Genomic DNA, 15,055 nt, shown 5'->3' with positions numbered 1-15,055 from the left:
ATGGCCCCGGGTGCTCCCATCGCGCAAGCCGCTGAGCAGCTTGCAGACAGCCATCTGGTCGAGCAGCGCCTCAGCAGCCAGGAGTTGCTGCACGGTAATTTTCTGCACGCCTTCCGCGACACCGTGCGCCTGCCGGACGGAAACGAAGCCTCGCGCGAGTATGTGCGCCATCCCGGAGCCGTGATGGTGATTGCCCAGCTTGGCGACGGCCGCCTGGTGCTGGAGCGGCAATATCGCTACCCGGTGCAAAGGGTGATGCTGGAGTTTCCGGCTGGCAAACTGGATGCCGGTGAGGCATCGCTGGCCTGCGCGCAACGCGAGCTGCTGGAAGAAACCGGTTACTCCGCCGCGCTGTGGGCCCGGGCTGGGGTGATGCACCCCGTGATTTCCTACTCTACCGAATTCATTGACATCTGGTTCGCCAAAGACCTGACGCCCGGCGAGCGCAAGCTCGATGCCGGCGAGTTTCTTGACGTGTTGACAGCGACCCCTGCCGAGCTGCTACAGGGCTGCCGCGACGGCAGCGTGACCGACGGCAAGACCCTGGCAGGAGCCCTTTGGCTGCAAAACGTCTTGTCTGGCGCATGGACGCTGGACTGGCAAACCAGCGCGGCTTCCTCCGGGACCTGATAGGTTGATAATTGACCCATGAAAGTCCTCAACCTCCAGTGTTCGCACCAGCATGCCTTTGAAGGCTGGTTCGGCTCGGAAGATGATTTTCAAAGCCAGCTGACGCGTGGTCTGGTGAGCTGCCCACTGTGCGGTGACCCGGTCATCCAGAAAATGCCCAGTGCGCCCCGGCTCAATTTTGGCGCTTCCGCCGCGCTGCCAGAAGCTGCAAGCACGTCACGGGAAGTGTCTGTGCCCGCAACGCCCCGCAACCCCCCCACGCAGCAGGTAGTGGCGTCAGACGGCCATTCGGCAGGGCAGGCCGAGTTTTTAAAGGCCTTGCGCCATGTGCTGGCCCACACCGAAGACGTGGGTGAGCGTTTCGCCGACGAAGCCCGCGCCATGCACTACGGCGACGCCGAGCACCGCAACATCCGGGGTCAGGCCAGCCGCTCTGAAGCGATGGAGTTGCTGGAGGAGGGGATTGAGGTGATGCCCTTGCCGCTGCCGGCTGCGGTCAAGGAAACACTGCAGTAGCCAATGCTGGTCATCCCGGACTTGATCCGGGATTCAGGCGGGCATGACGCGAAGGAGTGGTCAACGTGACGTGGATTGCGGCTCAAGGCCGCAATGACAATTCAATCACGGGTACAAACCGCGCAACTCACGCGTATGCAAAATCCGTTTACAAGCCACGATGAATGTCGCTGTGCGCAGGCTGACCTTGTTGTCCTGTGAGACCTGCCAGACCGCTGCAAATGCCTCTTTCATGATGCGCACCAGGCGCGCGTTGATTTCGGCTTCGTCCCAGAAGAAGCTGGAGAAATCCTGCACCCATTCAAAATAGCTGACCGTCACGCCGCCGGCGTTGGCAATCACATCGGGCAGCACCAGCACGTTGCGCTCCTGCAAAATATCGTCGGCTTCGGGTGTGGTCGGGCCGTTGGCGCCTTCAATGATCATGCGGGCCTTGATGCGGCTGGCGTTGTCTTTGGTGATCTGTTGCTCCAGCGCGGCGGGAATCAGGATTTCGCAATCGACTTCCCAGAACAACTCATTGGGCATCACATCTGCATGCGCAAAGCCGCCGACGCTTCCGGTCTCCTGCACATGTTTGAGCAGAGCGGGCACGTCCAGGCCTGAGGACTTGTAAATTGTGCCGCCGTGGTCCTGCACCGCCACAATGCGCGCACCAGCCTCGGCAAACAGCTTGCCGGCCACACCGCCCACATTGCCAAAACCCTGCACCGCCACGCGGGCAGTCGCAATGTCCAGCCCTATGTGTTTGGCCGCTTCTGCGCCCACAGTGAAGACACCGCGGCCAGTCGCCTCGCGCCGCCCCAGTGAGCCGCCTAGATCCACCGGCTTGCCGGTGACCACGCCGGTGGCAGTGGAGCCGGTGTTCATCGAGTAGGTGTCCATCATCCACGCCATGATCTGCTCATTGGTGTTGACGTCGGGCGCCGGGATGTCCTTGTTCGGGCCGATGATGATGCCGATCTCGCTGGTATAGCGGCGTGTCATGCGCTCGAGCTCGCCACGCGAGAGTTTTTTGGGATCAACGCGAATACCGCCTTTGGCGCCGCCGTAAGGCACATTGACCGCCGCGTTTTTGATCGACATCCAGGCCGACAGCGCCATCACTTCCGACAGTGTCACGTCCTGGTGAAAACGCACGCCGCCCTTGCCGGGCCCGCGTGAGACGTTGTGCTGCACGCGATAACCTTCAAAGTGCGCCACCGTGCCGTCGTCCATGTGGATGGGCACGTCCACAATCAAAATGCGCTTGGGGCGCTTCAGTGTTTCGGCCCAGCGCGCCAGGTTGCCCAGGTGCGGTATCACCCGGTCCACCTGTTGCAGGTAATTGCCCCAGGGACCGAGCTGGTCGGCTTGCAGGTAAGAGGGCAGCGGGTGGGCGCCGGGGGTGGTGCTGGGGCCGGAAGCTTGCGACATGAAAAACTCCTTGTGGACAATCAATGCGCAGAGCTTAGGCCTGCGGCCGCCAACTGTCCAAGGCCAGCATCCTGTCATCTCATGCAAATAATGCATGACCGACAGAGGCCGTGTATCACCTCAGACGTTGAACTGCAGCGCCGCCAGACGCGCATAAATACCGCCGCGCTCCACCAGCTCGGCGTGGCTTCCCTGTTCCACCAGCCGGCCATGGTCCAGCACCAGGATGCGGTTCGCCTGCTGCACCGTGGCCAGGCGGTGCGCAATCACCAGCGTGGTCCGGCCCTTCATGGCCGACTCCAGCGCCGCCTGCACCATGCGTTCGCTTTCGGCGTCGAGCGCGCTGGTGGCCTCGTCCAGCAGCAGCAGCGGCGGGTTTTTGAGCATGGCGCGGGCAATCGCAATACGCTGGCGTTGGCCGCCCGACAAGCGCACCCCGCGCTCACCCAGAAAGGTGTCGTAAGCTTCCGGCAGCGCCATGATGAACTCGTGCGCAAACGCGGCACCTGCCGCTGCCTTGACCTCCTCGTCACTGGCTTTCGGTTTGCCGTAACGGATGTTTTCCAGCGCACTGCTTGAAAAAATAACGGCATCCTGCGGCACGATGCCAATGCGCTGGCGCAGGTCGTGCAACGCCATATCGGCAGTCCGCACGCCGTCGAGTTCAATGCGGCCCGAGGCCGGGTCGTAAAACCGCAGCAGCAGCTGAAACACGGTACTTTTGCCCGCGCCGCTGGGCCCGACGATGGCCACGGTTTCGCCGGGCCGTACCGTCAACGAGAAATCCGTCAACGCCGCCTGCAGCGGTCGTGACGGGTAGTGAAACGTCACCGCTTCAAATTTGATAGCGCTTCCCGCAGTAACCACAGGGGCTGGCGCCGGGTTCAAGGGGGAAAGTACCGGCGAGCGGCTGGCCAGCAGCTCCATCAAGCGCTCGGTCGCGCCAGCAGCGCGCAGCAGGTCGCCATAGACTTCACCCAGCACCGCCGTGGCGCTGGCCAGAATAATCACATACACCACCGTCTGGCCCAGGTGCCCCGCCGTGATGTCACCACGCATCACTGCCTGTGTGCCCTGGTACAGCCCCCAGAGCAAGGCGCCCGAGGTGGCAATGATGATGAAGGCAATCAGCACCGAGCGTGCCCGTGTGCGTCGGATAGCGGTCACAAACGCATTTTCGGTGGAGGTGTCAAAACGCGCGGCCTCGCGGTTTTCGGCGGTGTAACTTTGCACCACCGGGATGGCATTGAGCACCTCGGCCGCTATGGCGCTGGAGTCGGCCACCCGGTCCTGGCTGGCACGCGAGAGCTTGCGCACGCGCCGGCCAAACCAGACCGACGGCAGGACGATCAGCACCAGAACCACCAGCACCTGCACCATCAGGTAGGGGTTGGTGTACACCAGCATGGCCAGCGCACCCACACCCATCACGGCGTTGCGCAGCCCCATGCTCAGCGACGAACCCACCACCGTCTGGACCAGCGTGGTGTCGCCAGTCAGGCGCGACAGCACTTCGCCGGTTTGTGTGGTCTCAAAAAACTCCGGGCTTTGATGCACCACATGTACATACACGGCATTGCGCAGGTCGGCCGTCACCCTTTCGCCCAGCCAGCTCACCATGTAAAAACGCCCGGCCGAAAAAAGCGCCAGCGCTACCGCCACCGCAAACAGCGCCACAAAGTGCTCGCGCAACGCCAGTACCGTCGCGCCCTTGTCGGCCGCATTCAAGCCGCCATCAATCAGGCTGCGCAGTGCCAGCGGAAACACCAGCGTGGCCACGGCAGCCATGACAAGAAAAACCCCGGCCAGCACGATCCGGCCCCGGTAAGGGCGCAGAAAAGGCAGCAGGCCCGACAGCGAACGCGGCGCACCCTTGGGCGCGTCGGAAGGAGAGGAGGTAGCCATGCAGGGAGTTTAGTCGGGGCCGCCCTATCGGTGATTGCCCTGGACCTGACGGATTTCGCCGCGATTGAAGCCACATGACGGCGAAGCGTGTGTGCCAATGCCATGGCGACATCGTCAAAGGCGAGGTCGACCCTTATGGGCTGCCACAGCTGGGTGCCTTAAACTTTGTCGGCCATCCCTCTTTTTCTAAACCGGAGACAACAACATGAAGTGCAAGTCGATTCTTTTCCTGGCCCTGGCCAGCCTTTCTTTCACGGCTTTTGGCCAGGCTTTTCCGAACAAGCCGATCAAGGCCATCGTGCCCTTTGCGGCGGGCAGTGCCACCGACACGGTTGGCCGCGCCTTTGCCGCCAAGATGACCGAGACCCTAGGCCAGACCGTTGTGGTCGAGAACAAACCCGGCGTCAACGGCATGCTGGGCGCGGACGCGGTGGCCAAGTCCGCGCCGGACGGCTACACCATCCTGATTGGCACCAACAGCACCAACGCTGCCCTCAAAAGCTTGATGAAAACCCTGCCCTACAACCAGGACACCGCCTTCACCCCCGTGGCTTACATCGGCTCGGTGCCGCTGATTGTTGCCGTCAACAACGACGTGCCTGCCAAAAACCTGCGCGAGCTGGTGGCCCTGGGTAAGACCAAGGCAGGGCACATCACCTCGGCCAGCGCCAGCACCTCGCAACTGGTTTCTTCCGAAATGCTGGCCAGCATGGCCGGTATTTCGTTCACCAGCGTGCCCTACAAAAGCGGCCCCGCCGCCATGACAGACCTGATAGGCGGCCAGGTGATGATGTTCACCGCCGACTTTGCCGTCATGCTGCCCCAGATCAAGGGCGGCAAGATTCGCGGCCTGGCCGTGACATCGACAAAACGCTCACCGGCCATCCCCGAGCTGCCCACGGTCAACGAAGCCCTGGGCCTGAAAGACTATGAACTGATCGCCTACTTTGCCGTGTTTGCGCCGGCCGGCACACCGCCCGACATCGTTGCCAAGCTGAATCAGGCCGTCAATGCCGCCGCACAAAGCAAAGACATCCAGGAAAAGTTCTCGGCCATCGGTTTCGCGGTTGAGCCCGGCACACCCGAAGCACTGGCACAGCGCAACGCGATGGAAACCGTCAAGTGGGCCAAGGCCATCCGCGACGCAAAGATTGAGCCGCAATAAGCAAGTAGCCCGGCAAGGCGGTTGCGGGCCGCGCGCAGATGGTTCAGCTGTGCGCGCTGCGGGACCGGTCCTGGCCTCCAAAGCGTTATATATTTAATAGCGGCTAACGCATATTGAGAAAGGGCTGCAGGCCTAAATGGCATAAGTATGCACGCGATTCGCCGGGGCGAGAGATACTTGATGGGGCAGCGCCATCCCGGCGCAGGAGCCGTGTATGTCGGGTCTGTTCAGAAATTTTTTAACCATCGTGTGGGCGCTGTGGCGCTACAACAGCGTGTCGCCACAGTCACGCACATCGGCCTGGTTCTTCGTCACGCCTTTTGATACTGGCATCGCCACACTCAAAAGCGACAAATACCTGCAACTCGCCGAGTCGGCCCAGGTGGATTACATGCTGCAGACCGGCCTCATCAAAAAAACACTGGGCAGTGGCTACAACTTTGTCAACGCCGCGCAGATGGTCAAGTTCATCAAGCCCATTCGCCTGTTCAAGCGGGTGAGGGTAGAGACCCAGGTGGTGTTTGCAGACAGCAAGTGCGTCTGGTTCAGCCACAGATTTTTTGTGGGGGAAACCCGCCACGCTGAAGTGTTGGTGAAGATGAAGTTCAAAAAAGGGCCTGTGACGGTGGCGCCCCGCCTGCTGGTTGGCGCGTTTCGGGGTGCGAAGCCCTCGTGGGCCGACCATTGGGACGACGCGCTGGCCGCATGGTCATGACACGCCATCGACCGTATGGCCGGCCGCAAAAGGAAGTCTTCCAGGCGCGGGAGGATCGGAGTAGCCGCCTAAGCCGGCATTCGGGCGGCTGCTTACCCTGCGCCACTGGCGATGCCAGCCGGGCGCACCTTACGGTCGCCCGCCCCGACCCTTGATCCATAGCGACCCGTGCGCACATAGCTATTTTTGCCACTGGCCAGGTTCCGGAAAAATTGCTGGCAGGAGATCGGTGCTTCAGGAGCGCTGACAGCACCCGCCAGAGACGACCGGGTGCCCGCTCAGTTCAGAAGACGCTTCTGTAATTTCAGGAGCTTGTTGAGATTACGTGAACAACTGCACGTCCTTATTGGTTTTTTTGTAAACGGTTGCGGATTTGCCGTGTTCGCGGTTGCCTTATTTTCAGTAACTAGTTAACATCAAAGTGTAAGAAAAAGTTACTTAATCAATTTTGATAGTTTAATCAGTTACATCAAATCAAGGCCGTATCGTGACAAAAAACCTGACCCGCTTCTCCGTCCTGGCAGTCGCCATTGCTGCATTCAGCACCTTTTCGGCCAGTGCTCTTGCCGCCACCGCCACCGGCACGGCCAACGCAACTGTCCTGACGCCCATCGCTATCGCAGCTGGCACAGCCCTTAATTTTGGAACACTGGCGGGCAATGCCTCGGGCGGCACGGTGGTGGTATCGGCTGCTGGCGCGCGTTCGACCACGGGTACTGTGGTCGTGACGGGGGCTGCATTTTCGGCTGGCTCTTTCACCGTCACCGGTACCGGCTCTTCGACTTTTGCCGTGACCTACCCTGCCTCCTTCAACGTCACCAGCAGTGGCAACACCATGGCCGTGGCCGTGACGGGCGCAGCAACCGGCACACTCTCGGGTGGAACCGTGTCCTTGCCCGTCGGCGGGACGCTCACTGTTGGCGCCAACCAGGCTGCTGGCAGTTATACAGGCACCTATACGATGACCGTGGAATACAACTAAACTGCAACGCATGCCAACAGGTCTGTCTTTCTTTCGTGGTTCACCGTCTGGCCTGAACACGCTGGCGCTGGGCGCGGCGTTCGGTCTGGCCGCGCTGAGCCACGGGGTTAATGCGGCTTCGACCAGCGGCACCGCGAGTGCGACGGTGTTGGCTCAAATTTCTTCCCAGCCCGTTCCCATCGTCTCGGCAAGCCCTGCTTTTGTGGCAGCGTCGCAGTCCGTCGCGCTGCCTTTGCCAATCCGGCTCGGCTTCAGTATTGACCGTCCGTCGCGCCTTTCGGCGGCGGCGGGTGCCACTTCGAACGGAGCCGGTGAAGGTTCAAGTTTTGGCATGACCATGATTGATGTTGATGCCTCAGGAGTCGCGCGGTTCAGTGTGGCCGGTGCCGGCACCACTTCAGGCTACATTGTTCAATTCCCGGCTTCCACGGACAGTTTGCTCGATCGGTCGCCAAGTGCCGCTGTCCCCTGCGTAGACGGGGCTTCCACGGGACAAGGTTGTACAGACTCCGCACTGATTGTGCCTGCCCAAGCCCTCCGGGGCGGCGGCCGTCTGGCTGTTGAGATCAGTCAGGCCCTGAGCAAATTGATCGCGGGTGAGTTGAGCGTCCAGGTCAACTACAACTAGGCTTTGCGCCGGTTTGACCGCCTGAGACGCGGAACCTCATCCATGGAAACTTCCTTCTACAAACCCCGCGTGATCGCGAAATTTGCCTCGATAGTGAGTGCCTGTCTGATTGCCTGGGCGCCCGTTGCCTCGGCCAGAACCCAATCGATTACTGTCACGGCAACCCAGTCGGTTGTGAACTTTGGTTCTTTTGCGGTGCTTCCCAGTTGTGCCAATTGCTCCATCACCATCAGCCCCAGCGGTGCGCGTACCGCCACGGCCGGGATTGTGCTGACCAGCGCCAGTCCGGGGCAAGCTGCCAGTTACTCGGTTGTAGCCGTTTGCAATGGACAGGGCTGCGACCCCTACACGTCCGCTATTACCCCTACGTCTGCGACGATAACCGCCGGTGGGGTCACCATGACGGTTGACACTTTCACACTACAGCCGAGCGGAGCGCTTCCCAATTTCACCATGGGTGTGGGGGCCAGGCTGACGATCCCCAGCAACCCGGGTGCGGGCACCTATACTGGCGCAACGTTCATGCTGACGGTGAATTCCCCTTGAAGCCCGCAAACATGTCTCTTTCATGCCGAAGGCCGCAGGGCAAACCCGCTCCGGGGGGACGATGATGACCGGAATGGAGTCTTTCATGACAACCTTGCGTCCCAAAGCGGTTCTTTGTTCATTTGCCAGCCTGTTGCTGGTGTCGCTTATTGGTCTTGTGCCAGGGCGCGCGTGGGCGGATCTGATGATCAATCCGACGCGAATCGTGTTTGACAAGAATCAACGCTCTGCGCAGATCGATGTCATCAACGATGGCACAACGCCAGCCACCTACCGGCTCAATATTGTCAACCGCCGCATGACGGAAACCGGCGAGTTTCAGCCCATCACCGAGCCCGGTCCGGGCGATCAGTTCGCCGGTCAGATGCTTGTGTTTTCTCCCAGGCAAATTGTTTTGCAGCCTGGCACGCAACAACTCGTTCGCATCGCGCTACGCAAGCCTGCGGAACTCGCACCGGGCGAATATCGCTCCCACCTGAGTTTTGACAAGGTGGCCGACCCGACGCTGACCAATGCCATCGAGATTCAGGTAAAACCAGGCGGCAACGAGGTCGGTGTCACGATTGCAGCGCTTATTGGCGTATCGATTCCAATCATCGTGCGTCACGGGGAGACGGATGCTTCGGTCACCCTGACTGAGGTTTCCATCGAAAAACCCAGGGCACCAGGACAGCCCGGAGTGGTTGCGTTGCACATGAACCGCACGGGAAATCGCTCCGTGTATGGCGATCTCACGGCTACATTCAAGACAGCCAGTGGAGCTGAGCAGGTTGTTGCCCAGGCTGGTGGCGTGTCAGTCTACGTCCCGAACGCGCTTCGTCGGGTGAGGCTTACGCTGCAGACGCCTGTGGGCGCGGTCCTGTCAGGCGGTACCCTGCGTGTGACCTACAGGGAGCGCACTGCCGATGGCGGCAAGTTGCTGGCGGAAAACACCGTCCAGATTCCTTGATGATCCTGCCAGTCGGCTGCGCAAGCCCCGCTGACAGGAGAATCCCCATGCAAAAAGCACGTGGGGAGTGCAAAAGCCCAGGGATATAACAAGCTTGACGTCCCTTTTCAAATCGCTGTTTCACGGCGTCATCTTCCTTTTGTTGTGGGTCCTTGCGTACCCCGCGTTTGCCCAGCCGACCCCGTCCAAAGCCCCGTCGCTGGACAGCAATACCGTTCTTTTCGAGATTGGCATCGACCAGCATGTGCTGACCGATTCTTTGAACGCATTTCAGTTCGGCCAGAAAATATTCCTGCCTCTGGGCGAGATGTCGAGTTTGATGACCATCGCCATTCGGGCGTACCCGGACGAGGGTGCCGGACGCGGCTTTGTGCGCGGGGAAAGCAGGACGTTCTCACTCAACGTAGGCAACACAACGGTCACTTTGGGTGAAAAAACCTCGACCTTTGATGCAGCGGATATCCTGCGCCGGAACGATGACATCTATGTGGAAAGCAGGTTACTGGCTGATTGGCTGCTGGTTGACTTCGAGGTCAATCTCAACAGCTTGACCATCAAACTCAAACCTCGGGAGCCACTGCCCCTGCAGGCACGTCTGGCGCGTGAAGCTGGCTTGAGTGGACTCGCTGCCCGGTCAAGACCAGAAGAGTTGAATTATCCCCGGCGGGATAACCCGTACCGACTCGTTGATGCCCCGTTTATCGATCAGACGGTCTCCCTGGGGGCGCAGCGGGGCAACAGCCTCCAGTCCAACAGCGCCTCCTATACAACGTATATTCGTGGTGACCTCGCGGGCCTGCAGGCTTCCGCTTTTTTGTCTGGTACCAACCAGAGCAATTCCCGGCAAAGCCGTTTCACGGTTGGCCGCAGCGATCCGCAGGGCGAACTGCTTGGCCCTCTGAGGGCCAGGTCTTTTTCTCTGGGCAATGTCAGCGTGCCCGGGGTATCCAATATTTCCCGCAGCAGCGATTTCGGCAAGGGCTTTTCAGTCGGCAATCTGCCCCTTGAGCGCTCGACCCGGTTTGCCAGCCATACCCTGCAAGGCGATTTGCCGCCCGGCTGGGATGTGGAGCTTTATCTCAACAATGCCCTGATTGCCTATCGGCAGTCCCGAGGGGACGGGAAATATTCATTCGATGATCTGACGCTGGTGTATGGCGCAAATGAGTTCCGGTTGGTGTTCCACGGCCCACAAGGGCAGATCCGCGTAGAGCGACAAAATTTTTCGCTGGACGAATCTCTCAACGTGCCCGGCAGTTTTTACTACAACCTTGCCTCGAACAGTGACACAACAGGCTTGAAGCGTAGCGCCGCCCTCGCAGAGTGGGGCTTGAGCAAATTTCTGACGGGCACGCTGGGCGTGGTGGACCTGGAGGGCTTAGATCGCACCCGCCAGAACTACACCAGTCTGGGTTTGAATGGCTTCGCGGGCAACGCTCTTCTGGTGGGAAACCTGACCCAGCAGGCAAATGGAGGTTCACTCTCCGAAATCGGCGCCCGGACCCGACTGGGGGGCATTTCAGTCGGCTGGAGCCACCTGCAATTGAAAGACTTCACGAGTGAACTCTTCCCCTTGTCTGCGGACCCGGTACGCTCGCGCGACCGGATTCGCTTCGACGGATTGATCTCTCCTGACCTGCTGGGCGCCTTGCCCTTTACTTTGGAGTTCCAACGCGATCGCCTCCAGTCGGGAGCCCGTGTACTCGATGCAAGGGCGCTGCTTTCCACTTCTCTCGCGGCTGCAACGTTGACCAACCTGCTCCATGTGTCAAGCACCCAGAGCGCGCGTTCCGTCGACGGCGCTTTTCAGATTGGCGGCAATGTGGGTCAGTTCCGGGTTGGTGCCCAGGTCAGCTACCTGGTTCGGCCAGTTGCCAAGTTATCCGCGCTGGCTGTTTCTGCCGATCATGCTTTGGCGGGTGGTTATTTATTGAACGTCAGCAGTGCCTACACTTTTCAGGACTCGGTGCTGCGCCTTACGTCCAGCCTGAACAAGAGTTTTGGTGGGTATGCGCTGGCCTTCACAGGTGGCGTGACGTCCCGCCGCGAGTTCACCGTCGGTATTCAGGTATTCACGTCTGTCGCCCGTGAGCCGCGTCGCTCGCAGTGGATGCTTGATGCTGTTCCGGGCGCGGAGTCGGGCGCTGTTTCCGCTCGCGTATTTGTTGATCGCAACGGGAATGGGGTCATGGACGATGACGAGGAGCTTGTAAAAAATGTCGGCTTTCTCGTGAACTCTTCCAACCATCCCGTGCGTACGGATGCATCCGGCATCGCCTATATGAGGCATCTGCCTGGCAACCGGAACATCGATATTGCAGTCAATCCTGCAACTGTTGAAGATCCACAAATGGTTTCTTCGCTCAAGGGTGTGCGTGTAACTCCCCGTCCGGGTAATACCACCCAGATCGAGTTTCCGTTGGTATTGACAGGTGAAATTGATGGCACGGTTTACCTGGAGAGCAACGGACGTAAACGGGGTGTGGGCAACGTGTTGATTGAACTTGTTGATTCGTCTGGAAAAGTGGCGGCGCAAACACGCAGCGGCTCAGACGGCTTCTATGTGCTGGTCGAAGTCCGGCCCGGAAATTACAGCTTGCGTGTCGGCGAAGAACAACTCAACGAACTCAAACTGGCCTACGCTGGTCCGCTACGGATAACGATGTCACCGAAAGGTGTTTTTGTGAACGGGCAGGATTTTTTACTCCAGCGCCAGCGGTAACTCAAAGAGCGAGCGGGCGCTATCGCTCATGGGCAAGCAGCCCTTGCTGACGCGATCGACCTGAACGTCAACGCATGGCAATGATTTTTGTTATGCGGGGCTGCACCCGGCCCAGCTTGAAAAAACCTGGCGTGAATCGTGTTTCAACGGCGGCCTCACATCCGCAACACCGCCGCATACCCCGTCATCTCCAGATACCCGCGCCCCACTCGTTGGCCCTTGTTGTCGATCAGCTCGCTCAGGCCTTCCCAGTAGATCGCGCCGGTGGACTGGCGGCTGTCCAGCTCCTGGTTGTCGATGACGGCGCGCACGGTGTAGGTGTCTGCGGGTGTGCGTACCAGCCACTCGACCGGGTAGCTGGCCTGGCTCAATGGGCTTTTCCAGCGGCGCTGTGGATTGAAGATCACTTCGCCTCGGCTGAATGCATACACATCACCTTTGGCCGGGCGGAATGAGCCGCCGTCCCACACGGCGTTACCGTCTTTGTCGCGCAGGCGGAAGGCGGTCAGTGCGCTGCCGTCGTCCAGGTTCATGCCTATCCAGTCCCAGCCCACGGCGCTGGGGTGCAGCACTTCCTGGCTCCACTCGTGGTCCAGCCAGGCTTTGCCAGTCACCTCAAACGTCTGGCCTTTGAGTTGCAGGCTGCCGCGTGTGGCCAGCTGCGGCAGGCTGTAGTAATAACTGGCCTGCTTCTCGTCCGGCCCTTTGCGCGACAGGCCTTGTTTGCCTTGCAGCAGCACCGGCTGCGTCTCGGTGAACTGCAGGTTCAGCGCAAAGTCGGCCGCGGTCAAGCGGGCCGTGTGCGTGTTGCCCTGGCTTTGTAGTGTCCAGTCGCGCAGCTTCAGGTCCATGGTCTGTGTGCTGGCGCTGGCAACCTCAAAACCTTCACGCGCGATGCGTTGGTCGTGCCAGAGTTTTTTGCCCTGCACATCGGTGATGGCGGCGTGCGCAAAAATCAGCTGCCGGGCCGCAAATTTTGATTCCATGCCCTGGGTGGCGTCCACGCGTGAGCGAAAAAAAGTCAGCTGAAAACCAAACTCGCGCGCCCCTGCTGCAGGCCCGGCTGTGCTGGCATGGCCGGTGACGTACCACCACTCGGTGCGAAAGTCGGGGTGTGCACCAAAATCGCGCGGAAACTTCAGCGTCCTGGCCGGCAGGGCCCACAGCGGGCTGCTGCCCGCCATGCCCGCCAGCCCGGCGGCCAGCAAGACCTGTCGGCGCGGCATGCCGCCTGGCAAGGGTGCGGGCGGGGTGCGGGTGTACATGGCCCGATTCTCGCAGCAAGTAGCGGGGTCTTTAGGGCATACAGCGGTTGCGGGGCAGGTGTCTAGCGTCTATCCTAGAAACCTATGCGTGGCACTCAGCCTTTTTGCATTTGACTTCATTCGGGAGATCGACCATGTACAAGCAGATTTTGTTGGCTTACGACGGTTCCAAAGCCGGACAGAAGGCGCTGCTCGATTGCAGCGAGATCGCGCAATGGAGCCAGGCCACGCTGACCCTGATTGCCGTGACCCCGCTGTACATGGACCTGGTGGGCGTAGAGGGCGGCGTATACGACCGTACGCTGGCCGAGCACGAGAAAGAAAAATACACCGCTGTGCTGGCCGAAGGTTTGCAGCAGCTTGCCAGCTCGGGCCACCAGGCCACCGGCGAGGTACTGGTGGGTGAGACGGTGGACGAAGTGACCAAATATGCCAAGAAGATCAGCGCCGACCTGATTGTGGTGGGGCACAAACACCTGGACGGCTGGGCGGCTCGCTGGTGGCGCGGCTCGGTCTCCAAGTCGCTGATAGAGCATTCTCCGTGCAGCGTGCTGGTGGTGATTACCCACTGAGCCTCGCGTATCCCCGCATGCGCCGGGGGTGGTTTGTCGTTAGCGGCCACAGCCAGGGGCCACCCATCGTTCATTTATTTTGAATCCGATTGGCGATGCCGCGCGTATCCAAGCTGCTCAACCCCAAAAACCTCACCAAAAAGGTCTGCTATGAACACCTCCTCTTTCAAACTTGCCAGCCTTGCCGCGCTGACGCTTGCCAGTCTGGCTGCATGCACCACCATGGCGCCTGACGGCCCGGAACGCGCTGAAAAAGCGGTAGCCGTCACCGCCTCGAACAAGCTGCTCAAGTTCAATGCGGGCCGCCCTGGCCACATTCTGGCCACCCTCAACATCACGGGTTTGCAGGCCGGCGAAACCTTGCTGGGCATTGATTACCGCGTGGCCAAAGACCAGCTCTACGCCCTGGGCAGCAGCGGCCGGCTTTACACGCTCAATGAGGACACCGCTGCAGCCAGCGTTGTGGGCATGCCGTTTGCCGTCAAGCTCGAAGGCACGCAGTTTGGATTTGACTTCAACCCGACGGTTGACCGCATCCGTGTGGTCAGCAACACCGGGCAAAACCTGCGCCTGCACCCTGACACGGGCGCGGTGGTGGACAGCAACCCCGCGCTTGATGGCGTGCAAACCGACGGCAAGTTGACTTATGCAGCGGGCGACGTGAACTTTGGCAAGTTGCCCATGACCGTTGGCGCGGCATACAGCTACAACAAGGCCGACACCAAGATCACCACCAACTTTGCGCTGGACGCCGCCACTGGCGCCCTGGTGACGCAAGGTACACGCGAAGGCGTCACGCCTGCTGTGTCACCCAACACCGGTCAGTTCTTTACCGTAGGCGCTACTGGCATGGCTTTCACGACGGCCTCCTTTGACATCCAGGCTGTGAGCGACGTGGCGTTTGCGGCTTTGAACAGCGACAGCGCCAACGCCAGCCGCTGGGTGACGATAGATCTGAAAACTGGCGCAGCCAGGTCGCTGGGCACCATAGGCGGTGGTGAGCGCGTGGTTGGTATTGCGCTGGAGCCTTGAGCCAAATAACCG

Annotated in this window: 14 protein-coding genes; 11 read left to right on the top strand and 3 right to left on the bottom strand. The window is 60.3% G+C overall.

All coding sequences use genetic code 11. From position 1 onward, the window contains the following. Positions 1-630 carry an NUDIX domain-containing protein gene (locus tag Q8L50_RS01910; protein ID WP_305346952.1) on the top strand — a complete coding sequence of 210 codons (630 nt, stop codon included), beginning with the start codon at positions 1-3 and terminating at the stop codon, positions 628-630. An 18-nt stretch (positions 631-648) separates the two neighbouring features. Then, positions 649-1,146, top strand: coding sequence for a DUF1178 family protein (locus tag Q8L50_RS01905; protein WP_305346951.1), 498 nt, complete (start codon positions 649-651; stop codon positions 1,144-1,146). Positions 1,147-1,251: 105 nt separating this feature from the next. On the opposite strand, the gene Q8L50_RS01900 is transcribed toward Q8L50_RS01905, so the two are convergent. Continuing rightward, the gene (locus tag Q8L50_RS01900) at positions 1,252-2,562 is read right to left on the bottom strand and encodes a Glu/Leu/Phe/Val dehydrogenase (RefSeq protein WP_305346950.1); all 1,311 of its coding nucleotides are present in this window, start codon (positions 2,560-2,562) and stop codon (positions 1,252-1,254) included. Between the two features lie 120 nt (positions 2,563-2,682). Continuing rightward, positions 2,683-4,467 carry an ABC transporter transmembrane domain-containing protein gene (locus Q8L50_RS01895; protein WP_305346949.1) on the bottom strand — a complete coding sequence of 595 codons (1,785 nt, stop codon included), beginning with the start codon at positions 4,465-4,467 and terminating at the stop codon, positions 2,683-2,685. Positions 4,468-4,672: 205 nt separating this feature from the next. On the opposite strand from Q8L50_RS01895, the gene Q8L50_RS01890 reads away from it, so the two are divergent. The 7 genes from Q8L50_RS01890 to Q8L50_RS01860 all read left to right on the top strand — a co-directional run bounded on the left by Q8L50_RS01890 (position 4,673) and on the right by Q8L50_RS01860 (position 12,174). Beyond that, entirely contained in the window at positions 4,673-5,632 is a 960-nt protein-coding gene (locus Q8L50_RS01890) for a tripartite tricarboxylate transporter substrate binding protein (protein WP_305346948.1), read from the top strand. A gap of 214 nt (positions 5,633-5,846) precedes the next feature. Then, positions 5,847-6,347, top strand: coding sequence for a thioesterase family protein (locus Q8L50_RS01885; RefSeq protein ID WP_305346947.1), 501 nt, complete (start codon positions 5,847-5,849; stop codon positions 6,345-6,347). A gap of 487 nt (positions 6,348-6,834) precedes the next feature. Then, the gene (locus tag Q8L50_RS01880; RefSeq protein WP_305346946.1) at positions 6,835-7,329 is read left to right on the top strand and encodes a DUF4402 domain-containing protein; all 495 of its coding nucleotides are present in this window, start codon (positions 6,835-6,837) and stop codon (positions 7,327-7,329) included. A 10-nt stretch (positions 7,330-7,339) separates the two neighbouring features. Continuing rightward, on the top strand, positions 7,340-7,957 hold the full coding sequence (locus Q8L50_RS01875) for a hypothetical protein (RefSeq protein WP_305346945.1): 618 nt from the start codon (positions 7,340-7,342) through the stop codon (positions 7,955-7,957). A 42-nt stretch (positions 7,958-7,999) separates the two neighbouring features. Beyond that, positions 8,000-8,503 (top strand): DUF4402 domain-containing protein, encoded by a 504-nt coding sequence (locus tag Q8L50_RS01870; RefSeq protein ID WP_305346944.1) that lies wholly within the window; start codon positions 8,000-8,002, stop codon positions 8,501-8,503. Between the two features lie 85 nt (positions 8,504-8,588). Further along, complete coding sequence (locus Q8L50_RS01865; RefSeq protein WP_305346943.1) at positions 8,589-9,452, top strand: molecular chaperone; 864 nt, start codon at positions 8,589-8,591, stop codon at positions 9,450-9,452. Positions 9,453-9,546: 94 nt separating this feature from the next. Then, positions 9,547-12,174 carry a collagen binding domain-containing protein gene (locus Q8L50_RS01860; RefSeq protein ID WP_305346942.1) on the top strand — a complete coding sequence of 876 codons (2,628 nt, stop codon included), beginning with the start codon at positions 9,547-9,549 and terminating at the stop codon, positions 12,172-12,174. Positions 12,175-12,329: 155 nt separating this feature from the next. Here Q8L50_RS01860 and Q8L50_RS01855 read toward each other — a convergent pair whose 3' ends face one another. Continuing rightward, complete coding sequence (locus Q8L50_RS01855; protein ID WP_305346941.1) at positions 12,330-13,439, bottom strand: carotenoid 1,2-hydratase; 1,110 nt, start codon at positions 13,437-13,439, stop codon at positions 12,330-12,332. 134 nt (positions 13,440-13,573) lie between these two features. Between Q8L50_RS01855 and Q8L50_RS01850 the strand changes: the two genes are divergently transcribed. Together Q8L50_RS01850 and Q8L50_RS01845 are read left to right on the top strand one after the other, a co-directional pair. Beyond that, positions 13,574-14,011, top strand: a complete 438-nt coding sequence (locus tag Q8L50_RS01850) for a universal stress protein (protein ID WP_305346940.1) — start codon at positions 13,574-13,576, stop codon at positions 14,009-14,011. Positions 14,012-14,161: 150 nt separating this feature from the next. Beyond that, the gene (locus Q8L50_RS01845) at positions 14,162-15,043 is read left to right on the top strand and encodes a DUF4394 domain-containing protein (protein WP_305346939.1); all 882 of its coding nucleotides are present in this window, start codon (positions 14,162-14,164) and stop codon (positions 15,041-15,043) included. The last annotated feature ends 12 nt before the right edge of the window (positions 15,044-15,055 follow it).

Source organism: Polaromonas sp. (assembly GCF_030680935.1).
GTDB lineage: Bacteria > Pseudomonadota > Gammaproteobacteria > Burkholderiales > Burkholderiaceae_C > Polaromonas.
The sequence above is the reverse complement of the archived record's forward strand: the minus strand, read 5'-3'. Positions and strand labels throughout refer to the sequence as shown.

Bases quoted from the DNA above. Each gene is read 5' to 3' on its own strand.
- Q8L50_RS01910 (WP_305346952.1), top strand. From the start codon at position 1: ATGGCCCCGGGTGCTCCCATCGCGCAAGCCGCTGAGCAGCTTGCAGAC.
- Q8L50_RS01905 (WP_305346951.1), top strand. From the start codon at position 649: ATGAAAGTCCTCAACCTCCAGTGTTCGCACCAGCATGCCTTTGAAGGC.
- Q8L50_RS01900 (WP_305346950.1), bottom strand. From the start codon at position 2,562: ATGTCGCAAGCTTCCGGCCCCAGCACCACCCCCGGCGCCCACCCGCTG.
- Q8L50_RS01895 (WP_305346949.1), bottom strand. From the start codon at position 4,467: ATGGCTACCTCCTCTCCTTCCGACGCGCCCAAGGGTGCGCCGCGTTCG.
- Q8L50_RS01890 (WP_305346948.1), top strand. From the start codon at position 4,673: ATGAAGTGCAAGTCGATTCTTTTCCTGGCCCTGGCCAGCCTTTCTTTC.
- Q8L50_RS01885 (WP_305346947.1), top strand. From the start codon at position 5,847: ATGTCGGGTCTGTTCAGAAATTTTTTAACCATCGTGTGGGCGCTGTGG.
- Q8L50_RS01875 (WP_305346945.1), top strand. From the start codon at position 7,340: ATGCCAACAGGTCTGTCTTTCTTTCGTGGTTCACCGTCTGGCCTGAAC.
- Q8L50_RS01870 (WP_305346944.1), top strand. From the start codon at position 8,000: ATGGAAACTTCCTTCTACAAACCCCGCGTGATCGCGAAATTTGCCTCG.
- Q8L50_RS01865 (WP_305346943.1), top strand. From the start codon at position 8,589: ATGACAACCTTGCGTCCCAAAGCGGTTCTTTGTTCATTTGCCAGCCTG.
- Q8L50_RS01855 (WP_305346941.1), bottom strand. From the start codon at position 13,439: ATGTACACCCGCACCCCGCCCGCACCCTTGCCAGGCGGCATGCCGCGC.
- Q8L50_RS01850 (WP_305346940.1), top strand. From the start codon at position 13,574: ATGTACAAGCAGATTTTGTTGGCTTACGACGGTTCCAAAGCCGGACAG.
- Q8L50_RS01845 (WP_305346939.1), top strand. From the start codon at position 14,162: ATGAACACCTCCTCTTTCAAACTTGCCAGCCTTGCCGCGCTGACGCTT.